Here is a 20130-nt window from a genome sequence, read left to right on the forward strand (position 1 = left end):
AGCTGTTTGCGGTAGCGTTAATCAGCATGTTGAAGGAACCTGTTAATTGGATAATATACGGTAAAATTAAGAGTGACCAATAGCAGGCAAACATACTTCCCGGATCAATGAGCGATACAGCGCTTCGGATAAAGAAGCGCTGTTGCTTTAAATATATCCTGTAACCTTTATCCGTAAAGAGAATTGTTACGCCACGTAATAATTGTAGGTTTAGGTAAATGGCCGGAATACTCTTGTTCCGGTTTTTTATTATCTGATCTGTAAGGAATCCTTTTGTTGTGGAGCCTTACACTTATTGCTTAGATGGATCGGGAACCCTCACTAAATGTTGCCAAGGCAGTCTATAAATAAAACCGGGACTGTACTATTAAGCACAGTCCCGTTATCTTTTAAGTAAGTAACTATGCTTACCAGTCTTTTTCTGTTTGTGCAGGTTGCCCCTTTACCTTTTTAGATTTATCCTGCAGTTTCCTTTCTTCTTGTGATAAGGCCTGTAGCAAGCGTTCTGCCTCTTGTTTACTCATTTTGCTGGGCTGTGGTTCCGGTTTTTGTTGCTGGTCTTGGTCTTCTTTGTCTTTTCCTTTATCCTGGTCTTTGTTCTGTTGATCCTTATTCTGATTTTTGTTTTGCTGGTCCTTGTTTTGGTCTTTATTCTGATCTTTATTGTCTTTATTCTGCTGGTCTTTGTTCTGATCTTTGTTTTTGTCGTTCTTATCGTTCTTATTCTTGTCTTTATCCTTATCCTTATTTTTGTCTTTATCGTTATTTCCTCCTCCTCCGCCTTGTTGTTTTTTTAGCATAGTTTGTGCATAGGCGAGGTTATAACGGGCATCTTCATCAGCAGGATTGATTTTCAATGCCTGTTTATAGGATTTGATACTTTCTTCCCACTTTTTGCTTTCCATGTAGGTATTGCCGATGTTATAATCTGCATCGGATTTGATAGCTGGTTTGCCGTCTAGTTTAAGGCTGTTGGCGTATTGGGCCCGTGCATCGTCGTAGCGTTTCTGCTGGTAGAGTGAATTGCCCAGGTTGTAGCTGCCTACAACAGATTGGGCGTTTTGTTCCAGCGCTTTTTTATAGCTGGCTTCTGCATCGGAATATTTTTGCTTGCTGTACAGCTCATTTCCTTTCCGGATATACTTGTTGGTACCATTTTGCGCAAACACCTGGACAGCAGCCAGCAGCGCTATCGCGGTAATGAGACCATATTTAATAAAACCACTTTTCATGACCTATTATAATAATTAAGCTGCTGTAGTATCGGAAGTACGTTTGATCTTTACTTCCGGAATAAAAAATTCGATCAACAGTAGTGCCAGGCATACGCCCAGAAAGTATTGAAAGTAACTGTTATAGTCTGTAAATACGTTTTCCCCAAATTCTTTTTGTTCCATGCTGTCGATTTTGTTAACCAGTGTGTTTACCACATCATCTGTATTATTATCGAGATGTTGATAGATGCCTTTACCGGCGGCGGCAATGGATTTAAGCTCGGCTTCGTTCAGTTTGGAAATAACGGTATTGCCTTCCCTGTCTTTTTTATAACCGCCGGTTTCCGGATCGGGAAGAGGGGAACCACTTGCTGAGCCTATCCCGATAGTGTTGGTTACAGCACCATCATCGAAAGCCGTTTTAGTGCGTTGTATGGCGGTTTCATCATGGTCTTCCCCATCGGAAATAATAATCAGGGCCTTATGTTTACGTTCTTTTTTATTGAAAGCATCATCTGATACCTGGATGGCCTGTCCAATAGCAGTTCCTTGGGTAGGGATCATATCAGGGGATACAGTACTTAGATACATTTTGGCGGCTGAGTAATCTACCGTGAGCGGCATTTGGAGGTAAGCATTGCCGGCAAATACTACCAGACCAATGCGGTCATTGTCCAATTTGTCCATCAGCTTACTGATCAACTGACGGGCTCGTGTAAGGCGGTTAGGTTGTACGTCGGTAGCCAACATACTTTTACTTACATCCAGCGCTACCACTACATCCACTCCTTTGCGGGTGATTTTCTCCATGCGGCTACCCTTTTGCAGATTGGCCAGTCCGATTACGCCAAAGAAGAAAGCGAGAAAGATAAGCAGGAACTTTACCACAAACAGTTTGCGGGAATAGCCGGTGAAGAGTTTTTCTACCAGCGCTTGATCACCTATGCGGCGTATAGAGCGGCGTTTCCACCAGGATATGCCCAGGAAGGCCACCTGTAGTACTAACAGGAGCACGAGTCCCCATAAATATTCGCTATGCTGAAATCGTAACATACTTGTTTATAATATATCCGTTACCGGTAGTAAACCGGGTAAGTCATCAAAAATAATTTTTTTGTCACGTATTGCAAGCCCCGGGGATGGGGATTTATAGTTTTTTTAACGGATTACTCAGGGTAGCGGATAAAGTGAAGGTTAACAGCAGCGTTTTTTGTTGCCGTTAGTACTGGAACGAGCAGGGGCTGCCTCTAATTTAGAGACAGCCCCTGCTCGTAATAATTTATTGGGATATACGATTGAGCCGGGCAAGCTGATGATGACAGTTAGCGGCATCCGGTACATTATATATTACATTTCTCCCTTAAAATAGCCTGACTCAGTAAGAATAGCCCTTAGTATTTCCATACGTACTTTTGGAATATCTATTTTAGGATCTTCTGTTTCAATATTTAGCACAAAAAAGGTTGGGTGTCTGTTTTCTTCTATCCAGCCTACAACCCAGCCCAATTTTTTCACATCATTGGCATCCCAGCCGGTTTTGTAATATAATTCATATTTAGGGGTTTTCTCCATTAGCATTACCTCCCGCACTGTTTTCATCGTAGTTTTAGCGAAAGGTAACTGGTCGAAGTACAGTTTTTTCACAAACCCCAGTTCTTCATCCGGGGAAATAAGAAGGGAATTGTCTAGCCAGAAAGTATCTATACGGCTGATTTTCATATTGCCGTATTTGATAGAGTCTAACCATAACTGCATGGTAGGTTGACCAATACGGCGTGCTACTTCCTGGTAGTAGGGTACTGCCGAAAGCCGGAAAGCCTGGGCCATGGTAAGGTTTTGGTTCCAGGCAGGAAACTGGCGGGTAACACCATCCCAGGGAATAACCATGCTGGTATCTTTGATAACGCCGGTGTGCAGGCCTACCAGCGTATTGAAGATTTTAAATGTAGAGGCAGGCTGGAAGCGTTTTTTAGCCCTTTCCAGGTTGTATACCTTAAATTCGCCCTGGCTGTTATTGAATAACATGAAAGTACCTTCCACCTTGTATTGGGCGAAATATTTTTCCCAGTTTTTTTCTTCTTTTACATTATTCGGTGCGCAGGCAGCGAGAGACAGGCCTATTGCCAATAACATCCAGCCAAATCGTTTCATCAGCATAATGATTAGGTTATGAGGTGCAAAAGTAGCCAAAAGGCAGTAAAGAGATAAAAGATAAAAGCGGATCTTACACCGCAACAGCGTGAAGAACAGGTTTTACAGTGATTTTTTCATACAAACCCGATTGAGAACTTCCCGCTGTTACGGCTTAAGATCCGCTATATAGCATATGTTAGGTAACTACTATTGAATAACCCCCAGCTCTTTACCAATTTTAGTAAAGGCAGCGATGGCGCGGTCCAAGTGTTCCTGTTCGTGGCCGGCACTCAGTTGTACCCGGATACGGGCCTGGCCTTTAGGTACTACAGGGAAGAAGAAGCCAATTACATAGATACCTTCTTCCAGTAGTTTATCCGCAAATTGGGCGCTTAATACGGCGTCGTATAGCATTACTGGTACAATTGGGTGGTCGCCGGGCTTGATATCGAAGCCAGCTTCCGTCATTTTACTACGGAAATATTTAGTGTTGTATTCCAGTTTATCGCGTAGGGCGGTGGTTTCGCTCAGCATATCCAATACGGCGATAGAGGCGCCTACTATGCTGGGAGCCACGGAGTTAGAGAACAGGTAAGGACGGCTACGCTGACGCAGCATGTCGATTACCTCTTTAGATCCGCTGGTAAAACCTCCGGAGGCGCCGCCCAGCGCCTTGCCCAGGGTACCGGTGATAATATCTACCCGGCCCATAACACCACGGTATTCGTGTGTTCCACGGCCGGTTTTGCCCAGAAAGCCGGAAGAGTGGCTTTCGTCGGACATTACAATAGCGTTATATTTATCAGCCAGGTCACAAATTTTATCCAGCTGGGCAATAGTGCCGTCCATGCTGAAAGAGCCATCCGTTACAATAATGCGGCTGCGGCAGTCTTTCGTTTCCTGCAACTTGGCTTCCAGGTCGGCCATATTGTTGTGCTCATAACGGAAGCGTTGCGCTTTACAAAGCCGTACACCATCGATAATAGAAGCATGGTTGAGGGCGTCTGAAATAATGGCGTCCTGTTCGTTAAACAGCGGCTCAAATACACCACCATTGGCATCAAAAGCTGCTACATATAAAATAGTATCTTCCGTACCCAGGAATTTGGAGATCTTTTCTTCCAGTTCCCGGTGAATATCCTGTGTACCGCAAATAAAGCGAACACTGCTCATGCCATAGCCATGGGTATCAATGGCTGCTTTGGCCGCTTTAATAACGGCCGGATGAGACGACAGCCCGAGGTAATTATTGGCACAAAAGTTAAGTACAGTTTTGCCGCCAACCTGTATTTCTGCTCCCTGCTCAGATGTGATAATGCGCTCTCTCTTATACAGACCGGCTTTGTTGATATCGCCGAGTTCCTCTCGTAAACGAGCTATAAACTTCTCATTCATAAAATTTGCAATATTTAATTTGGACTAACCAAAGTTATGGGTAATAAATGTATTACGTTTATGTAACGCATAAACTAGCAATGGCCCGATATGCAAAAAGTTTGACCCAGGTGTAACATTTACTGGTTATCCTCCGTCATAATAATATCATGATGGTAAAAATATCATGATAAAAAAGATCTCTTCCTTCAATAAATAAAAATGCAAAAATAACATACTAGGTAAGGAATTGATGGTCAATTAAATGATAGTGTTGCTGCCGCTGTGGGAAGAAAAAAGCCGGCCTTAGAGTAGGGTGTGGGCAATAAGTATGGATGTAGCAGTGATTGGTATTAAAGTATTTGTCGGAACTTTGCGCAAAAATCCCGCACCACGGAATGACCGAAAAGGAATACAATAAATGCGTGGATCTGTATTCGGACAATTTATTCCGCTTTATCGTTAAGAATCTTGAGCATGCGGAAGATGCCAGAGACGTAGTACAGAACTCATTCGAAATATTGTGGAAGCACTGCCAGGATGTGCCTTTTGAAAAGGCAAAATCATACCTGTTCACAGTTGGCTACCACAATATGATAGATCATGTACGTAAGGTAAAGCGGATCACTTTGGTAGATCAGTTTAAAGAAGAGGAGAAAGTAGCGGATCATAAGATCCATAATGCGAAGGAGGTGATAGAAAGAGCTTTATCCAGGCTTAGTGAAGTACAACGCTCGCTGATACTCCTGAAGGATTATGAAGGTTACTCCTACGAGGAAATAGGAGAAATGATGTCGCTAAGCCCTTCTCAGGTAAAAGTGTACCTACACCGGGCCAGAATTCACCTAAAGAACTATCTTGTAAAGATGGAAAATGTTATATAATATTTTTATAATTGCTAAAGAATTAATTATAAATAAAAGTATTGTCGATAGATATTAACATATCAAATTATGAATCTTACTTCCTCAGTTACCTGGATGGTGAACTGAGTGAAGCGGAGCTGGCATCCCTGGAACTTTTTCTTCAAAAGCACCCACAGTTCAGACAAGAACTGGAGTTACTGGACGGAATAAAGTTGATACCGGATGAGAAGATTGTATTTGAAAATAAGGCCATCTTATATAAAACAACATTATCTGAAACTGCCGCAGACTACGACACGCTCATGCTCAGCTATATCGACGGAGAGCTGACGGCTGCGGAAGAAAAAATATTACAGGAATACTTACAGCAACAGCCCAACGCTCAAAAGGAACTAGCACTGTTACAGGCTGCTAAGTTAACACCAGACCCTGCATTGACCTTTGGCAATAAAAGTTCGCTATACAGAGGTACAGCCCGGCAATCCCAGCTGGCATACCGTCGTATTGCATGGGGTGCTGCCGCTGCTGCCGTGATCGCCGGTCTAATTATCTGGTTGCTACCGGAAAAAGCAAAAGTTGGCGTATCGTTGGGAGTTATAGCGCATCATGCTGCCTCCGCTCCGGCGCCTGCTGTGGTTATACCTGGCTCATCTGTTCAGCAAAAGACTATTGTCGGATCAACGGTACGAGCAATTGCTAACACCGGAATACCAGCCCGTAAGGAAGTAACTACTACGCCTGCTAACAGTTTCCCGGCAAAGGCCAACACAGTACCAACTGCCGATGCGGACCCTATAATGCCAGTTAATGAGCAGCTAATAGCGCCTGCGGTAACTTCAAAAACCGAAACGCCGGTAATACCATCATTACCTCCACAACGGAATTCTATGGAAGAGGTAGTGGAGCAGCATTTACAACAGGCCGGAAATATGAATGTGGCGACTGTTCATCCGGATGCGAAAAAAGAAGCAGTATTAGCAACGAGCTCAACAGTTTCTGGTAACGCTAGTGCTAATAAAGTCACAACGCCTGCTGCAGCGCCTTCCGTTCATGGGGAATTGATCATGTCGGTAAGCGGAAGCGATAGTAAATTATTGGATAAAGTAACCAACGTAGCCAAGTTTTTTTCCCGTAAAAGGAATAAATCATAAATCGTGTTCATAACATATGAAGCATAAACTTTTACTCATTTTGTTACTGGTTATATGTGGCGAATGGGCGCAAGCACAAAAAGCAGATAAAAATTCTTCATCAACTTCAGATACCATACAGATCAAAGGGCTGATTATTATAAAAGGAAAGAATGATAAAGGCAGAACCAGCTATAAATTTTATAACGATACAGCCTACGCACGACAGAAGCTTAGAAAAAACCTGCAAACAAAATGGTTTATAATAGACCTGGGCTTTAATAACTTTATTGACCGCAGTGATTACGGTGGCGCCAGCATTATCAGCTATTATCCTAATTATACTTCTTATTATGGAATGCCTGGAGCAATGTCTAAACAATATGACTACACGGCAGTAGGACTGGCTACGTTTGCCCCCAGGGAGGCCAGTGCGCCGTTAACGCCTTCAGAATTCAAATTAATTACCGGAAAATCAATCAATTTCAATATCTGGTTATTTGAGCAGCGACTCAATATAACAAAACACAAACTTAACTTGTTATATGCTTTGGGATTAGAGATGAACAATTATAGGTATGCCCGGAATATTACCTATTTGCCCGGGTATCCTACACAGATAATCCGAGATACCGTAGATTTTTCGAAGAACAAGCTATTTGCCGAGTATATATCAATACCGGTGATGCTTAACTTTAATTCTAACCCAGCCCGCCCGAGCCGTGCGTTCCAGGCGAGTTTTGGTGTCTCTGGTGGTTATCTCCTCAAATCCAAAACTAAGCAAGTAAGCGAAGAAAGAGGCAAAGTGAGGAAAACAGATGATTTCAATCTAAATAAATGGAAGTTTGGATTGACAGGTGAATTAGGATATGGTCCGGTGAAGTTGTATGCAAATTTTGCCCTTACCCCCTTGCATGATTATGGGTTAAAACAGTACCCGTTCTCTATCGGCTTACGGTTGAACGGTTTCTAATTTTTGGCTGGTCCTAAACTATTTTTATGCGTTCCTTTGTTGCGTTGATGACATGTATTAGTTGTATTGCATGGATTCATTCCTGTGAAAAACGTTTGCTAGGCGTTACCCCTGATAATAAAACCAACAATGTATTGTCTGAAGGGGTACCGCAATTGCCCGTGACGGTTTTGCCGGCAAAATTACCGGCGCATTATATCTCATTTGAAAATGAAATGTCTACTCCTTCACCCAGTGGTACTCAACGAACTAAAAAACAACAGGTAGCCATGGTCTCCAGGCATAAAACTGATTCTGCCTTATACAGCCGTGCGCTTGTAAGAGGACAATACATGCTGGAACTAAACACAAATACCCCCTGATTGCTGACTTGTTTGTTGTTACCCCATACCAAGTGCCGGTTTGCTAACCGGCTCCAACTCCTTGTGCCTACCGTTCATACAATTCTCATTTTTTTATACTTTTTTATTTTCCACTTCCGGTATATTTGATAGAATATTTAAAAAAAACCAACTATTTGTATGAGTCTTAAAAGAGTCGTATTACTATTCCTGTTTGCCTGCTCTTTGCAAATGGCAGGAGCACAGGATAAATACCAGTGGAAGGAAGCTACCTCCGGTGGCTATACCTACCGGTATATTTCCAATGATCCCATGAAGGCACGTTTTTACACGTTGAAAAACGGACTGACTGTAATGCTGAGTGTTAACAAAAAGGAACCCCGTATCCAGACATTGATTGGTACCCGCGCCGGAAGCGACAATGATCCAAAAGACCATACCGGCCTGGCACACTATCTTGAACATCTCCTGTTTAAAGGCACCCAGGAATATGGCACCTTGAACTGGGCAACAGAAAAACCCCTGCTGGACCAGATCTCAGACCTGTACGATAAGTACAATAAAACAGTAGACCCTGCTGCCCGTAAAGCTGTGTACCATCAAATAGACAGTGTTTCCGGGGTAGCCGCTAAATATGCGATTGCCAACGAGTACGATAAATTGATGTCTGGTATGGGCGCTCAGGGAACGAATGCGCATACCTGGGTGGAGGAAACTATCTACGAAGAAGATATACCTTCTAATGCGATCGACAAATACCTGACCGTACAGGCAGAGCGCTTCCGTGATCCCGTTTTCCGTTTATTCCATACAGAACTGGAAGCTGTATACGAAGAAAAGAACCGTGGTCTGGACAACGACGGCCGTAAGGTATACGAAACCATGCTCGCAGCACTGTTTCCTACGCATAACTACGGACAACAGTCTACTATCGGTACCATAGAGCATCTTAAAAACCCCAACCTCAAAGCTATCCGTAATTTTTATAATGAATACTATGTGCCGAATAATATGGCTGTAGTAATGGCTGGCGACTTCGATCCGGATTATGTGATCAAAGCAATTGATCAAAAATTTGGCTATATGAAGCCCAAACCGGTTAAGGAATACAAACCTGCTCCGGAGTCACCGATTAAATCGCCAGTGGTAAAAGAAGTATTAGGTCCTGATGCAGAAAGCGTTGATATCGCTTTTAGAATGCCCGGAGCCCTGGATACGAAATCCAATGTTATATTGGGCGTAATGGCGTCTATTCTCCAAAATGGAAAGGCAGGGTTAGTAGACCTAAACCTTAATAAGCAACAAAAGGTACTGAATGCGAGCGCTGGGGTAATGAGCCTGAAAGATTATTCCATTTTCTCCATGAGTGGTAAAGCTAAACAGGGCCAAACCCTGGAAGATGTGAAAGTACTGCTGTTAGACCAACTTAAGATACTGAAGAAAGGAGAGTTTGATGAATCGCTTGTAAAAGCGATTGTTAACAACGCAAAACTTAGCGAACTGCAAGGTCTTGAAAGTAATAACAACCGCGCTACCTCGCTGATGGACGGTTTTATTAAAAGCCGTGGCCAAAACTGGGCTTACGATGTGGCTTATGTAGATGATATGGGTAATGTTACCAAAAAGCAGATTGTAGACTACGCCAATAAATACCTGGACAATAATTATGTGATCGTTTACAAACGTAAAGGAGAAGATAAGAATATTCAGAAAGTTGAAAAACCTGCTATTACTCCGGTAGAAGTAAACCGTGAGGCCCAATCTCCTTTCCTGAAACAGATTGCGGCTATGCCGGCAACGCCTGTAAAGCCACAGTGGCTGGATTATGAAAAAGATATCCAGAAAACCGCGGTAGGTAACACGGAAATGATGTATGTGCAAAACAAAGACAACGCCCTTTTCCGTTTGTACTACCGTTTTGATATGGGGAGCTGGAACGATAAAAAGTTGCCATTGGCCGCCCAGTACCTGCAATATCTGAGTACTAATAAGTATACAGCAGAGCAGATCAGTAAAGAATTCTACAATATAGCTTGTAATTTCAGTGTATCCGCCACCGCAGAAAACACGACCATTTCTATTAGCGGGTTACAGGAAAACTTTGATAAGGCTGTTGCTTTGTTTGAACATGTAATTGCTAACTGCCAGCCAGACGAAGCCGCGTTGGAAGCATTGAAAGGCCGCATGCAGAAAGCTCGTTCAGATAACAAATTGAATAAGTCTGCCATCATGAAAGGAGTGGTGAACTATGCTATGTATGGTGCTAAAAACCCCTTCAATAACCAGTTGAGCCAGGCCGAAATGGATGGTATTACTGCTACAGAGCTGACCAACATCTTACATGAACTGCCTGCCTATAAGCACACCATCATCTATTGGGGCCCGCAGCCACTGGCTACTACCGCAGCAGATATCAACAAAGTACACCCGCTCCCGGCTACCTTTAAAACTGCCCCGGCAGCAGTTGCCTTTGTGAAAGATAACCAGAATAAAAGCCAGGTGCTCTTTGCTGATTACGACATGGTGCAAACAGAAGTAAACTGGCTGAGAAATACAGATGTATACGATGCAGATAAAACAGCCATTGTTACCCTGTTCAACAGTTATTTTGGAGGTGGTATGGGATCTGTTGTTTTCCAAACTATCCGTGAATCTAAAGCATTGGCTTATTCTACTTACGCTTATTATGTTACTCCTGATAAGAAAGGAGAACGCTACTCTGCTATTGCTTATGTAGGCAGCCAGGCAGATAAAATGAAAGATGCTATCGAAGGCATGAACGAGCTGCTGAACGATATCCCTCGTTCCGATAAATTGTTAGAAACAGCCAAAGAAGGCATGAAGCAGGATATCGAAACAGAACGTATTACTGATGATGGCATTATCTTCAGTTATTTGGCTGCACAAAAACTGGGGTTAAGTACAGACATACGTAAACAGGTATATGAATCTATTGATCGTTTGAGCTTTGATGATGTGAAGAAATTCCACGATCAGTATCTGGCAAACAAGCCTTATACTTATTGCATTGTGGCTTCTCAGAAAAAAGTCAGCGCCGATGAGCTGAAAAAATATGGAGACGTGAAAACACTAAGCCTCGAAGAGATCTTCGGGTACTAATATTTCCCGTATACTTTTACAGGTAGAAGACCTGGGTGGATATATAATATCTGCTCAGGTCTTTTACCTTTTCACCTGAGTGCAATATTTACATATTTATCACCGTTATGTGCATATTTATTTACTCCTATGAAGAAGTACTGTTTTTACTGGTTGGTGGCTGTTTTGTGTGTACTGCCATTCAGCGGATTTATTGCGGAACCAGATTTATATAATGTACGCCTGACAACTGCCAATGTTGATCTGGATAAAATATTTCTATTAATAGATAAGAGTGATTACCGTTTATACGTGTATGAAGATGTTACGTTGCGGAAAATCTACAAAGTGGTATTTGGTAACCGTGATCAAACGGATAAACAGATGGAGGGCGATCGTAAAACGCCTGAAGGCACTTTTCATATCTTAAGTAAGCGGGTGGATAAAAACTGGAGCCGATTTATGTTGCTGGATTATCCCAATGAAGAATCCTGGCAGAAATTCCGCCAGCGGCAGGAGCGTGGCGTAGTGGCTGCCCAAGCAACCATTGGCGGGGCTATTGGCATTCATGGCGTAGAATATAGTTCCGGTATCCGGGATAATTATATAGAAGGCAAGATTAACTGGACTTTGGGTTGCATCAGTATGAAAAATGCGGATGTGAACGAATTATATGAGATAATAAAAGTAGGTACACCGGTAGTGATCCGCAGGTAAGATTTTTGTATGGCTTGTTGCCAGTGATTCTTTATGGCAGCCATTTGCCGTAATTTAGTAGCCCAAAGCTATTGTACGGCATCTAGTGGAGCAGTAAGGTAATTGCTGTTCCATGACTTAAATATAAATTGGCGGGTCAGATCCTGTGAAGAGCGCGCTCCACTCGGATGGGCCGCGCTTTTTTATTGCAGGAAAGCAGCTACTTTCTTCATCCAGGCGTCGCCGTCTATACCACAGAACGATTGGTGGCCGGCATCCGGAAAAATATACAGTTGTTTATGCGCACTACTGAGGTGCGAAAAAACTTCCTGTGTTTCATGCGGCATTACGCGGATATCATGTTGGCCGTAGAAATACAACACGGGCATCTGTATATTTCTGGCATAGCTTTCCGGCTTAAACCCGGCGCCCCAGAAGCCCAATTCAATGCCGCCCCAGCAGGTGAGGAGCTGTGATAAAGGGGTGGGGGGCAAATGTACGGCGCGCATCCTGCTTTTTACCGCATCAGTGAGTGTGGAAAACGGGCTTTGCAGGATCAGCTTTTGTGGAGTAAGACCATATTCGGGTACTGCTTTCAGAATAGCGGCAGCACCCATACTAACTCCCCAAAGGATAATAGGCTGCGTAGTTTTTTGATGAACGTAATCCCAGGCCAGCTTTACATCTTCCGCTTCTTTATAGCCTATGCTGCAGGTATTGCCTTCGCTGTTGCCATGAGCCCGGAAATCCAATAAAAAAGTATTGTAGCCCAATGAACGGAAACGGTCTGCTTCCGGGAAGAGGGAGCCCTTGTTGCCATTATATCCGTGAAATAAGATAATAGTGCCTTTAGCGGCATTTACCGGTATCCACCAACCTTCCAGTTTAAGCCCATTTTGCGTGGTGAGCAGCACTGTTTCATAAGGCACTGCAGGGTGAGTGGTAGTGGCCGATTTTGATATGCGCACTCCTAAGAGAATAATCTGGCTCTTTTCCCAGGTGCTCATCTCTTCAGGTAACTTGTTGCGTCTGCCGTCGTTGTAGAAATGGGTAAATTTCCAGGCATGGAACGCTGCGATAATATTAAGTAAGAGAAAAAGCAGGAGGCAGGTACAGGCGGTTTTTTTCAAGAAGCGCTTCATAAGCATAGTAGTGGGCTAATAAAGAAGGGCTTTAGAGATACCTGTTGACAGCAAGCTCTAAAGCCCTGGTTATTTGTTATTATAATTTTCCTCTTTTGATCTCCTCTACAACAGCAGGATCTAGCAGGGTAGAGATATCGCCGAGATTTTCTAGTTCATTTTCCGCGATTTTCCGCAAAATGCGGCGCATAATTTTGCCGGAACGGGTTTTAGGCAATCCGCTTACAAATTGTATTTTATCTGGCTTGGCAATAGGCCCTATAATGCGGGAAACGGTTTGAGAGATATCTTTTTTGGTGAGTTCCGGATCGTGGGAAACGCGTTCCATGATCACATAGGCATAAATGCCCTGGCCTTTGATGTCGTGGGGGTATCCTACTACGGCACTTTCCACCACACCTGCGTGCATGTTGATGGCATTTTCCACTTCGGCGGTGCCAATACGGTGGCCGCTTACGTTGAGTACGTCATCTACCCGTCCGGTGATTCTATAGTAACCGTCTTCATCTCTGAGGCAGCCATCGCCGGTAAAGTACAGGTTTTCGTAGGTAGCAAAATAAGTTTTGCGGAAACGGTCGTGGTCTCCGTAAGTACTGCGCATCATGCCCGGCCAGGGGAATTTGATGCAGAGGTTCCCACTTACGCCGTTGCCTTTTAGCTCTTTGCCGTTTTCGTCTACCAGTACGGGTTGTACTCCCGGCAGGGGAAGTGTGGCATACCCTGGTTTTTCCCGTGTGATGCCGGCAATAGGTGTAATCATAATACCGCCGGTTTCTGTTTGCCACCAGGTATCTACGATAGGGCATCTGCCTTTACCGATGTTATCCTTAAACCAATGCCAGGCTTCTTCGTTGATAGGTTCGCCTACGCTGCCCAGCTTCCGGAGGGAGCTGAGGTCTTTATGGTTAACAGGCCCCAGGCCATAGCCCATTAAGCTGCGGATAGCAGTAGGGGCGGTATATAGAATATTTACCCTGAATTTGTCTACAATTTCCCATAGTCTTCCGGCGTCGGGATAAGTAGGTATACCTTCAAACATAAGTGTTGTAGCGCCGGCACTGAGCGGGCCATAGGCAATGTAGCTATGGCCGGTGATCCAACCTATATCGGCAGTGCAGAAGTATACTTCACCGGGTTGGTATTGGAAGGTATTTACGAAGGTGTAATTGGCATACACCATATATCCGGCACAAGTGTGTACTACGCCTTTAGGCTTGCCGGTAGAACCGGAAGTGTATAGGATGAACAGGAGGTCTTCCGCATCCATTTCTTCTGCCGGACAGGGAGGGTTGCCCATTGTTTCTACTTGTTTGATCTCATCTTCCCACCACAGGTCGCGGCCTTTCAGCATACTAACCGGAGTGCGGGTGCGGGTACAAACAATTACTTTTTTTACAGTGGGGCAGGTCATCAAAGCATCGTCTATTACAGATTTTAGCGGAATGTCTTTCGCACCGCGGAAAGCGCCGTCACAGGTGATGACAAGGCTGCATTGGGCGTCTTGTATTCTGTCTGCAATAGATTGGGCGCTAAAGCCGCCAAATACTACGGAATGCACTGCACCAATACGGGCGCAGGCCAGTACGGCAATAGCCAGTTCCGGAATCATGCCCATATAGATGCAAACGCGGTCTCCTTTTTTTACGCCATTGTTTTTCAATACGTTAGCAAATTGGCACACTTTATTATACAGGTCGCGGTAGGTAATGATGCGATGGTGTTCTTCCGGATCATTGGGTTCCCAAATAATGGCGGGAGTGTTACCGAGCGTTCCCAGATGGCGGTCTAAACAGTTTTCGGTGATGTTGAGTTTAGCGCCTGTAAACCATTTGATGTCCGGGTCTTTAAAATTCCATTCTAATACTTTGTCCCATTTGCGGCGCCAGTAAAAATGGTCTGCTATATTAGCCCAGAAGCCTTCCGGGTCTATTTCACTTTGACGATAAGCCTGTTGGTATTCTTCAATGTTCTTGATCTGGTATGGGTACGACATAGCACCGTAATTGTTTATTGGTTAAGTACAAGCGTTTTTAGCAGGCTTTAAATTTAAGGAAAACCGGTTGGTTTAGGTAGAGAAAATCTGCAGTACTTTTTTACAGTTGCAGGTGGCGTTTGTGGATGTTGCCCGCCAGAAAAAGTGTGGGCGAGCAGTGATAGCTGCGATATGTTGTTAGTTGCTGCTTTGGGTGCGGGTAATTGATCGCGGTTTCAAGTTGCTGCTGCAGGTATTTTATCTATAGACGTATGTGCAGATTATAAGCCCATTAACTAAATTTTTCTTTAGAAAAACTTAGTTAATGGGCTTATAAAACACTGGGGCTGGCTAAAAATGAATTACTTTTTAGTCGGTCCCAGGAGTAATTGGTACATTGTCTCTATTTATAAAGGTTCCGGGCTATAAAGAGACAAATGGCAAAGCAGTTATAAAGCATGATCACTGGTTATTCGGAGGCCTTACGGTATTTTTCAAGGACGGCCTCCCCGGAAGTGTATACCTCTTCCATAATAGCAAGGATCTTTTGTTTTTCTGCATTGCTGAGTGCAGGGATCATTTTACCGGCCTCACTTGTACTGGGCCTGTCTTTTTCCCTCATTTTACGATAGAACGTGGGCGTGCTCCAATTGCATTCTTCACAAACTTTCTCCCTGAAAAGTACCGGGAGTCCGGAAAGTATTGTGTGGATGTGGAGTAAAATATTTGGCTGTTTATGCATCGAATACGGTTAATTTGAAAATATGGTTAACAATAAAAAAATATGAGCCTTGAGGTTTTTCTTTCATAGTTGACTATTCGTTTTTTTATAATCAAATATATTTATCGCTGTGTAAATTATATCAATAAAATAATACTTTTTTAAAAAAGTTTTCCACGCTTTGTAATAGGCTACAGTAGCTGTTTTCCATGAGTGTCAAAACTGTTGCTTGTTGTTATTTATTAATATGATAACTGTGTATTAATTACACAATAATGTTCGACTATTTTACTGATCATTTCAGTTTGATATTGTTGTTATCATATCAATATTACAGCACTCATTTCAGCCGCAACGTATATACTTTACTGTTAGTTATGCAGAAGTTTTGATCATGGCCGTTTCCAGACTTATATTTTTTTCGTTAAATTGATATTTTTATTCTTGTAATGAAATATTAATTACTAATTTATACGGTATTACAACAGGAACTGCCTGTATGTAGCATCATCACTAAAATATAAAGGATGCAGTCGAGCCTGATACACATGGGACACCGGTTAAAACAGATACTGAAGCAGAAAAAAATAAAAATAGTAGACTTTGCCACCATGGCAGGTTTTACCAACCAAATCGCTCATTATCACTTACGGAAGAGCGATATGAAACGGGCTACCATGGAACGTTTTTGTACGCTTATAGGTATTACCCCGGAAGAGTTTATGAGATGGAATGGCGCTATGCAATTAACCAATGGTAAAGTTATTCATCATGGCGAACGCCTGCAGCATATCATTGCAGAAAAGGGATTGAACAAAAGTAAACTGGCTGGCCGCCTCAATATGAGCCGGCGAACAATGTACAACCTGTTCGAAAAAAGCACCTTTTCGCCGGATGAACTGGACCGGGTAGCTAAAGGCCTGGATATGAACGTAGATAATTTCCTGAACCCCGGCGTTGTACAGGAAGCCCGTCAAACAGATAGTGAGGAAATGATGATATTACGGGAGAAATACTATAAGCTGTTAGAAGAACATAACCTTGTACTGAAAACCAATGCTGCCCTCAAAGATGAAATCTTCCAACTAAAAAAAGACCTGACAACTGTAGCACGCAAAAAAAATGACTAAAATGTAATATTGGTACAGATAAGTACTGATGATACCCTGTTTTTAAAAGTAGCTCCCCGTATTTTATTTTGATATAATAATTTTTGCTGGAACTGAAAATTATTACATTTGTATATGTAGCAATTACCCCATTTCTCACCAAAACAAGTTCGTGTGATGTCAGTCCCATATTATATACATGCCGGCGCCAGGTTGCGGCGGATATTAAGGCAAAAGGAAATCGTGATCCTGCAATACGCGAAGAAAGCCGGACTTACTCCGCAAGGCTTATACCGCTATTTTTCCCAGGCAGTCATCAAAAAAAATAAATTGGAGAAATTATTGGACGCGGTACCGGTTACCATGACCGCTTTTCACCAGTGGGATTCGCTGAACCATGATTCCTTGCACCAGGGAGAATTATTGCTGCTTTACCTGGCGCAGCACCGGATAAAACCCCTGCAATTGGCCGACCGGCTACAGCTGCATATCAATGAAATGTACGATTGGTTTGATTGCCCCCAGTTCAATGACATGCAACTGCAACAACTGCAGCGCTGCCTGGAACTGCTACCAGAGCATTTTACCGGGTATTTGGAGCTTAAACAGGATACCAATTGGATAGAAGCCTATCTCGATAAATGCATGGAAGTGCAGCAGTATATGCGGAGGTTAGACGCGCTGGAAAAAAGGCTTCATGTCCTCGAATCCAGGTAACAGGATGGGCTTATACCGTAGCTACCTCGTTGGCAGCAAACCAGGCCGCTACTTCCTCCCAGCTATTTACCCGTTTATAATCTGTTATCATCAGGTTATGAGGGGCAGAATACAATAACCTGGTTCCTTTAAAATAACGTAGGTTCTTATCGTGGTCGTCGATCATGTAATCTGCCTCCACAATGGTTTTGGAGCCGCAGAAAACAATATTGCGCCAACTGATAAAAGGAAAGTGTTCGTTTAACCAGGCGAGTTTTTCTGCCAGGGATAAGGGGAATTCTGTGGCGGCTGATACTACAAATACTTCATGTTGCTCTGCCAGGGCTTTAATTACCTCCTGGCTGCCGGGCATTACTGGTATTCCCCTGAAAAATCCTGGGGTGTTCATCAGCTGGATAGCCACTCCCTCCGGGAAGGCGCTGCCTTCAGGTACGTTATTCAGTTGTTGCGGATCTATTACTGCACCATATGTTTGCTCGTATACCCGTAGCAAATGTTGGGTAAGGTCGGCCATTACATTGTCCATGTCGATTGCAATTCTTGCCATATTTTGCTGTTTTATGCAAATTTATGCAATAGTTTGCATAATATGGCATATTATTACATAATATTGCACAAAATGGCAAACCATGTTGAAAGAGGAAAGATTGGATTACATTCTTAAAAAGCTGCAAACAGACCATAAAGTGTTACAGGCAGATTTGAGCAGCGATCTGCAGGTATCGGAAGATACGGTGCGGAGAGATCTGGAATCCCTGGCACAAAACGGCCAGCTGATTAAAGTGAGGGGAGGGGCTATTCCGCATTCACCTAACCCGTATTCATTTAAAGAGCGTATACAATACCACGAAGACGATAAAAAACGAATTGCCCGTAAGGCGTTGGATTATATCCACAACGGACAAACGATCATATTAGACGGAGGAACTTCCACGCTCACACTGGCCAGGCTTTTTCCGCCCAACCTGCACATCACTGTTATTACTAACAGCGTGCCCATAGTAGCTACATTGGTAGAACATCCTGTTATAGAAGTGATTTTTACCGGTGGACTCATAGGAAAGGATTCACAAACGGCTGGAGGTATGGATACCATTCGTATGCTGGAAAAGTTACGGGCTGATATTTGTTTCCTGGGCATTTGCAGTTTGCATCCCGACGCCGGCGTAACCGGGCTGGATCTGGGAGAAGCAGACGTAAAAAGCGTGATGGTGCAAGCGGCCAATAAAACCATAGCGTTGGCCACCAGCGATAAAATGGGCACCGCAGAACCTTTTAAAGTATGCGATATTACGGGACTGGATACAATTATTACCGATAACCCCGACCTGCCTTTATTAACACCATATATCAACCTGGGAATACAGGTAATCTGACCATTTAAATTTATCTGACGAAGATGTTACAGGATTTATCGATAGCGGTAATGAATAAACGAACGATACGTATTGCCGTAAGCGCTTTATTTTTTCTGACTGGGTTGTGTTTTTCCAGCTGGGCTTCCCGGATTCCGGATATCCAGCAGGCATTACATTTGAATGATGCTGGGTTAGGAAGTGTGTTATTGGCCTTGCCGGTAGGTTCGGTGATTTCTCTACCTATTTCCGGGATACTGATATCCCGGTATGGCAGCAGACAGGTATTGGTACTGGCATCGGTAGCTTATGCAGCGGTGTTACCGGTGCTTGGCTTGGCGCATACTTCGTGGGAACTGATCCTCTTTCTCTTTTTCTTCGGTTTTTTCGGCAATCTGGCCAATGTGGCGGTTAATACGCAGGCTGTAGGGGTAGAAGCCATATACAGCCGTTCTATTATGGCCTCTTTTCATGGTTTGTGGAGCGTAGCTGGTTTTACCGGAGCAGCCATCGGTATTGCCATGTCGGGATTACATGTAGCGCCCTTGTATCATTTTCTGCTGATCACAGCTATTGCCTGGAGTATCATATTATTTACGATGAACCGCATTGTAGCGAAGGTGCCAAATGAAAACAGCACCCGATCGTTATTCGGAAAGCCGGATGGCTTTTTGTTCACCCTGGGGATTATTGCGATGTGCTCTATGATATGTGAGGGGACTATGTTCGATTGGAGCGGAGTGTATTTCCGGCGGGTGATACAGGTAAAAGAAGCCCTGGGAGGCGCCGGTTATGCAGCGTTTATGAGCACTATGGCTTCCGGGCGTTTTATAGCAGATCATTTCACAACCAGATTGGGTCCCAAGAAAATGTTGTTGTTAAGCGGTGTGCTAACTGCTACCGGGTTAATGACAGCCGTTGTTTTTCCTTATTTGCTTCCTTCGGTATTGGGTTTTATGTTGGTTGGAGCCGGCGTGTCTGCTGTAGTGCCGCTGGTATACAGCGCTGCTGGCAAGTCTGCTGTATTGCCTCCCGGTATGGCTATTGCCACTGTTTCCACTATCGGTTATTTAGGCTTTCTTTTCGGCCCGCCGCTGATCGGCTTTGTGGCGCAGGCTACCAGCCTGGGGGCTGCTTTCGCCATGATTGCAATTATGGGAGCTGCTATTGCGGTAATGTCTTCCAGGATAAAAATATAAATAAGGGTGTACCGGTTAACTGGTGATATACTGTACGCTTCATAAAATACCAGTAAATAAACATTTTTATTATATATAAATGATAATAC

At 43.6% G+C, this 20130-nt stretch carries 18 protein-coding genes; 10 read left to right on the forward strand and 8 right to left on the reverse strand.

Annotation, left to right across the window (positions count from 1 at the left end; all coding sequences use genetic code 11):
• Positions 1-407: 407 nt before the first annotated feature.
• From ACDQ55_RS04450 to kbl, 4 genes are all read right to left on the reverse strand, one after another.
• Positions 408-1232: a tetratricopeptide repeat protein gene (locus ACDQ55_RS04450; RefSeq protein WP_420979943.1), complete on the reverse strand. Its 825-nt coding sequence runs from the start codon at positions 1230-1232 to the stop codon at positions 408-410.
• A gap of 15 nt (positions 1233-1247) precedes the next feature.
• Entirely contained in the window at positions 1248-2267 is a 1020-nt protein-coding gene (locus ACDQ55_RS04455) for a VWA domain-containing protein (RefSeq protein ID WP_420979944.1), read from the reverse strand.
• Positions 2268-2561: 294 nt separating this feature from the next.
• A complete protein-coding gene (gene blaOXA / locus ACDQ55_RS04460; protein WP_420979945.1) occupies positions 2562-3371 on the reverse strand; it encodes a class D beta-lactamase in 810 nt (269 codons plus the stop codon).
• Between the two features lie 183 nt (positions 3372-3554).
• Positions 3555-4742: a glycine C-acetyltransferase gene (gene kbl / locus ACDQ55_RS04465; RefSeq protein WP_420979946.1), complete on the reverse strand. Its 1188-nt coding sequence runs from the start codon at positions 4740-4742 to the stop codon at positions 3555-3557.
• 377 nt (positions 4743-5119) lie between these two features.
• On the opposite strand from kbl, the gene ACDQ55_RS04470 reads away from it, so the two are divergent.
• The 6 genes from ACDQ55_RS04470 to ACDQ55_RS04495 all read left to right on the forward strand — a co-directional run bounded on the left by ACDQ55_RS04470 (position 5120) and on the right by ACDQ55_RS04495 (position 11847).
• A complete protein-coding gene (locus ACDQ55_RS04470) occupies positions 5120-5605 on the forward strand; it encodes an RNA polymerase sigma factor (RefSeq protein ID WP_420979947.1) in 486 nt (161 codons plus the stop codon).
• A gap of 41 nt (positions 5606-5646) precedes the next feature.
• A complete protein-coding gene (locus ACDQ55_RS04475; protein ID WP_420979948.1) occupies positions 5647-6738 on the forward strand; it encodes a hypothetical protein in 1092 nt (363 codons plus the stop codon).
• 16 nt (positions 6739-6754) lie between these two features.
• A complete protein-coding gene (locus ACDQ55_RS04480; RefSeq protein ID WP_420979949.1) occupies positions 6755-7690 on the forward strand; it encodes an outer membrane beta-barrel protein in 936 nt (311 codons plus the stop codon).
• Between the two features lie 26 nt (positions 7691-7716).
• Positions 7717-8052 (forward strand): hypothetical protein, encoded by a 336-nt coding sequence (locus ACDQ55_RS04485; protein ID WP_420979950.1) that lies wholly within the window; start codon positions 7717-7719, stop codon positions 8050-8052.
• A 159-nt stretch (positions 8053-8211) separates the two neighbouring features.
• Positions 8212-11151, forward strand: coding sequence for a M16 family metallopeptidase (locus tag ACDQ55_RS04490; RefSeq protein ID WP_420979951.1), 2940 nt, complete (start codon positions 8212-8214; stop codon positions 11149-11151).
• A gap of 129 nt (positions 11152-11280) precedes the next feature.
• Positions 11281-11847 (forward strand): L,D-transpeptidase family protein, encoded by a 567-nt coding sequence (locus ACDQ55_RS04495; protein ID WP_420979952.1) that lies wholly within the window; start codon positions 11281-11283, stop codon positions 11845-11847.
• Positions 11848-12029: 182 nt separating this feature from the next.
• Here ACDQ55_RS04495 and ACDQ55_RS04500 read toward each other — a convergent pair whose 3' ends face one another.
• From ACDQ55_RS04500 to ACDQ55_RS04510, 3 genes are all read right to left on the reverse strand, one after another.
• Positions 12030-12968 carry an alpha/beta hydrolase gene (locus ACDQ55_RS04500; RefSeq protein WP_420979953.1) on the reverse strand — a complete coding sequence of 313 codons (939 nt, stop codon included), beginning with the start codon at positions 12966-12968 and terminating at the stop codon, positions 12030-12032.
• A 79-nt stretch (positions 12969-13047) separates the two neighbouring features.
• Positions 13048-14961 carry an acetate--CoA ligase gene (gene acs, locus ACDQ55_RS04505; RefSeq protein WP_420979954.1) on the reverse strand — a complete coding sequence of 638 codons (1914 nt, stop codon included), beginning with the start codon at positions 14959-14961 and terminating at the stop codon, positions 13048-13050.
• A 448-nt stretch (positions 14962-15409) separates the two neighbouring features.
• Positions 15410-15682: a hypothetical protein gene (locus ACDQ55_RS04510; RefSeq protein ID WP_420979955.1), complete on the reverse strand. Its 273-nt coding sequence runs from the start codon at positions 15680-15682 to the stop codon at positions 15410-15412.
• A gap of 506 nt (positions 15683-16188) precedes the next feature.
• On the opposite strand from ACDQ55_RS04510, the gene ACDQ55_RS04515 reads away from it, so the two are divergent.
• Positions 16189-16791: a helix-turn-helix domain-containing protein gene (locus ACDQ55_RS04515; protein ID WP_420979956.1), complete on the forward strand. Its 603-nt coding sequence runs from the start codon at positions 16189-16191 to the stop codon at positions 16789-16791.
• A 156-nt stretch (positions 16792-16947) separates the two neighbouring features.
• Positions 16948-17487 (forward strand): helix-turn-helix domain-containing protein, encoded by a 540-nt coding sequence (locus tag ACDQ55_RS04520; protein ID WP_420979957.1) that lies wholly within the window; start codon positions 16948-16950, stop codon positions 17485-17487.
• Positions 17488-17497: 10 nt separating this feature from the next.
• Here the strand turns inward: ACDQ55_RS04520 and ACDQ55_RS04525 are convergent, their stop codons facing one another.
• On the reverse strand, positions 17498-18034 hold the full coding sequence (locus ACDQ55_RS04525) for a 5' nucleotidase, NT5C type (RefSeq protein ID WP_420979958.1): 537 nt from the start codon (positions 18032-18034) through the stop codon (positions 17498-17500).
• An 82-nt stretch (positions 18035-18116) separates the two neighbouring features.
• Between ACDQ55_RS04525 and ACDQ55_RS04530 the strand changes: the two genes are divergently transcribed.
• Both ACDQ55_RS04530 and ACDQ55_RS04535 read left to right on the forward strand, forming a co-directional pair.
• Positions 18117-18863, forward strand: a complete 747-nt coding sequence (locus tag ACDQ55_RS04530) for a DeoR/GlpR family DNA-binding transcription regulator (RefSeq protein ID WP_420979959.1) — start codon at positions 18117-18119, stop codon at positions 18861-18863.
• A gap of 23 nt (positions 18864-18886) precedes the next feature.
• Positions 18887-20041, forward strand: a complete 1155-nt coding sequence (locus ACDQ55_RS04535) for an MFS transporter (protein WP_420979960.1) — start codon at positions 18887-18889, stop codon at positions 20039-20041.
• Positions 20042-20130: the final 89 nt, after the last annotated feature.

The organism is Chitinophaga sp. 30R24, assembly GCF_049056765.1.
Lineage (GTDB): Bacteria > Bacteroidota > Bacteroidia > Chitinophagales > Chitinophagaceae > Chitinophaga.